The sequence below is a fragment of the Halorubrum sp. AJ67 genome, from assembly GCF_000513435.1.
This window is the reverse complement of record NZ_CBVY010000015.1, coordinates 74,861-78,112: the sequence shown is the minus strand read 5'-3', so window position 1 is coordinate 78,112 and position 3,252 is coordinate 74,861. Positions and strand designations below refer to the sequence as shown.

3 protein-coding genes, 1 other RNA gene and 1 pseudogene are annotated in these 3,252 nt (G+C 68.0%); 2 read left to right on the top strand and 3 right to left on the bottom strand.

Translation table 11 applies throughout. The features are described from left to right. Positions 1-255 (bottom strand): annotated as a pseudogene (locus tag BN903_RS11860) (hypothetical protein); the annotation flags it as partial. 279 nt (positions 256-534) lie between these two features. Then, on the bottom strand, positions 535-1,137 hold the full coding sequence (locus BN903_RS11855) for a TIGR00296 family protein (protein WP_048077917.1): 603 nt from the start codon (positions 1,135-1,137) through the stop codon (positions 535-537). Between the two features lie 129 nt (positions 1,138-1,266). On the opposite strand from BN903_RS11855, the gene rnpB reads away from it, so the two are divergent. Then, positions 1,267-1,648, top strand: an RNA gene (gene rnpB, locus BN903_RS15230) — RNase P RNA component. A 412-nt stretch (positions 1,649-2,060) separates the two neighbouring features. Here the strand turns inward: rnpB and htpX are convergent. Further along, positions 2,061-2,933, bottom strand: a complete 873-nt coding sequence (gene htpX, locus BN903_RS11850) for a zinc metalloprotease HtpX (protein WP_048077916.1) — start codon at positions 2,931-2,933, stop codon at positions 2,061-2,063. Positions 2,934-3,036: 103 nt separating this feature from the next. Between htpX and BN903_RS11845 the strand changes: the two genes are divergently transcribed. After that, positions 3,037-3,252: NAD-dependent epimerase/dehydratase family protein (locus BN903_RS11845; RefSeq protein ID WP_048077915.1), on the top strand; the 216-nt coding region annotated here is incomplete at its 3' end.

Here is a 3,252-nt window from a genome sequence, read left to right as displayed (position 1 = left end):
GGCGAACGCCTCTCGGACCCGCCGGCAGCCGTCGGTCGCCGAGGCGGTCCGTCCCCCGACGGCCGCGCGAACGCCGCCGGCTCCCGGTCCGGTACCGGTAGTCGTCTCCCCGCCGGAGGCCGCCGGGCCGGAGGCTGTGGGGATCGACGCGACGGTCGACCCGAAGCGCTCGTAGGCCCGTCGCTCGTCCGCGACGACGTCGCGCTCGGCGGCCACACGGTCGCGAGCGCGGTCGACGTGGGTCTCGACGCTCATCGCGGATCACCGCCGGCGGAGGGTCGACGCGGGCGTCGTCCGAACGTCTCATAGATATTAGGCCCGCCTAAAACATCAAAAAACCATCGGTTTTTAGGACGGCCTAAGAAATTGGGCGTCGCGCTCGACGAGGCTACGGCTCTGCGTTCGGCGTCGACCGAGAGAAACGCGATGGGGTGGAAATCGCCCGGACGCGGGACCGAGCGGGGAGAGACGAAGAAGGGGCGGGGAGAGACGAAGAAGGGGCGGGGAGGGACAGAGAGGAGACAGCGGAACGGACTACAGCTCTTCGACGGCACCGCCGTCGGCGCGCTCTCGGAACACCTGTCCTTCGATGAGCGTCACTATCGTGTCCTCCTCCTGCCACGCGGTGGGGGAGAGCTTCGCCTTCCGGCAGGCGCGCGAGAGGAACTCCGCGCCGGACCAGCCGTTCTCGACGGGGACCGTCGGGTAGAGCCAGCCGTGAGCGTTGCCGCTGTCGACGGCGACGCCGTGGGTGCCGACCTCGAGGTCTTCGAGCGGGTCGTTCGTGAGGATCGTATTCGAGACGACGAACACCGAGACCGTGAGGTTGTCCAGCTCCTTCGGCTCCACCTCGGAGCCGCAGGAGTCGTCGGAGGCCGCCTTGATGGCAGCCTCGACGATGGCGTGGCCGAGCTGGTCTGAGGTCTCCCACGCGCCGGCGCAGCCGCGGAGGCGGCCGCGTCCCCGCGTCGATTCGAGTCGAACGAAGGCACCGGTGCGGGCGTAGAACGCCTCGCGCATGCTCCCGGGTTGTTCGCGTTGTCCGTGTTGGACGAACGACTCGACCGCCTCCCGCGCGAGTTCGACCGCTCGTGCACCGTCGTCGTACGACAGCTGAACGGTCTGAGCCTCGGACATGAGAGACTATTACGTTGCTGACGACTTGAACGCTTCCCTTGTGGCACCGCTCCCGCGGCGTTCGCGGCGTCTCGCCGGAAACGCGCCCGATCGAACCGCTTATTCGCCGGCGGGCGAAAGGGCGGAACGGACAGAGGGAGCCCGACTCCCGTGCCTCCGGCATGAGGAAAGTCCCCCCACCGGCCGGACGGGCGACCGGGCACACGCCCGGAGTCGGAGACGGCTGGCGCTGGAACAGCAACGACACCCCCCGCCTCGACCGATGAGACGCGTTCGGTCGCCGCAGGCGACCGGCGGCGTTCGCGGGTGATCCCGCGAACGCGCGAACCGACCCGCAAGGGAAGGGAGTTAACCCGTCGAGGACCGACGTGGCCTCGCCACGCGACGGGCGGGAACGGATGGAACGGCGAATCCTCGCCGGTGCAAGTCCGTGCCATAAGGTAGTCCGGCCACGGCGCGGACGCTCAGCCGAATGTCGGGACGAACCGAAGGGGGCTTACTCCCCTCAGTCCGCTCGCACCGACGAGCGGTGCGGCTATTCCGTGATTACTTATAAATGAAGGTGGTGGCGCGTGCCTCCGAGCGGTCGCCGAGGGCGACCGCGAGGAGCACCGCGCGAGGGAGTCGGTGGTTCGGAGCAACGCGGAGAACCACCGACGAGGCTGGGGAGGCGCGAGGTGCGGGGCGGTCGCGGGGCGGGATTCGAAGGGGCAGCCGCGAGGCGGTCAGAGGCGATGTAAGCACCGCAGCGAGCAACGCGAGCGAGGAGCACAGCGAGCGTCTGACCGCCTCGCGGCTGGGGCTTCGGCGACCTCGGTCACAACGTCAGCCTCGTAGTGGTGAACAACGACGTCCAGTCGAGCGATCAGAGCCCTAGACACACCCGCGAGAAGAATTCCGCAAAAACCAGAGTAGCAGCCGTATCAGGCCGTTTCCAGCTCTTTTTCCATCTCGCGGAGCCGCTCGATGCGGTTCTCCGTCGACGGGTGCGTCGAGGCGATCTTGCCGACGAAGCCGGCCTTGATCGGGATGATGAAGAACGCGTTCATCTCCGCCTCCTCGCGGAGGTCCTCCTTGGGCACCTTGTCCATCCGGCCGTCGATCGTCATCAGCGCCGAGGCGAGCGCGCCGGGCTGGCCCGTGATCAGCGCCGCACCGCGGTCGGCGGAGTACTCGCGGTACCGCGAGAGCGCGCGGATGAGCAGGAACGAGATCACCCAGACGACCAGCGACACGAGGATCGCCACGATGACGGGCGCGCCCTGCCGGTTGTCGCCGCCGAACAGCCACCCCCACCGCACGATGAAGAAGGCGATGGTCGAGAGGAACGACGCGATGGTCATCACCATCACGTCGCGGTTCTTCACGTGGGCGAGCTCGTGGGCGAGGACGCCGTCCAACTCGTCTTCGTCCAGGCTCTCCAGCAGCCCGGTCGTCACCGCGACGGTGGCGTTCTTCTTGTTCCGGCCGGTCGCGAACGCGTTCGGCACCTGCGTGTTCGCGACGGCGACCGTCGGCTTCGGCAGGTCGGCCTGCTGGCTCAGCCGCTCGATCCGACGGTGGAGGTCGGGGTACTCGTCCGCGCTCACCTCGCGAGCGCCCATGCTCCGGAGCGCCAGCTTGTCGCTGAAGAAGTACTGCGCGAGCGAGAACCCGCCGAGCATGATCAGGATCGTCAGGCTCCCAACATCGAAAAACGTCACGAGGACCCCGACGAAGGCGACGTAGAGGGCGAACAGGAGGAACATCGTCAGTCCCATCCGTCCGCGTAACCCCCAGTCTGTCTTCCATTCCATGGCGTTGAATAACCGTTCAGCGCGTTAAAGCCTGCCGGAGGCCACGCCGTCCCGCACCCGACAAGTGCGGTGCGTTTTTCGCCCGTCCGCACGACCGACTGGCATGGAAACGGTACTCGTTACGGGCGGCCGCGGAGCCTCCGGGCGCTGGGTCGTCGACCGGCTCGCCGGCGACTACGAGGTCGTCGTCGTCGACTACGACCACCCGGGGCTCGGCGTCGACCCCGCTCCGAACGTCTCGTTCCGTGCGGCCGACCTCGCGGAGCGTGGCGAAGCGCTCGACATCGTCGCCGCGGTCGACCCCGACGCGGTCGTCCAC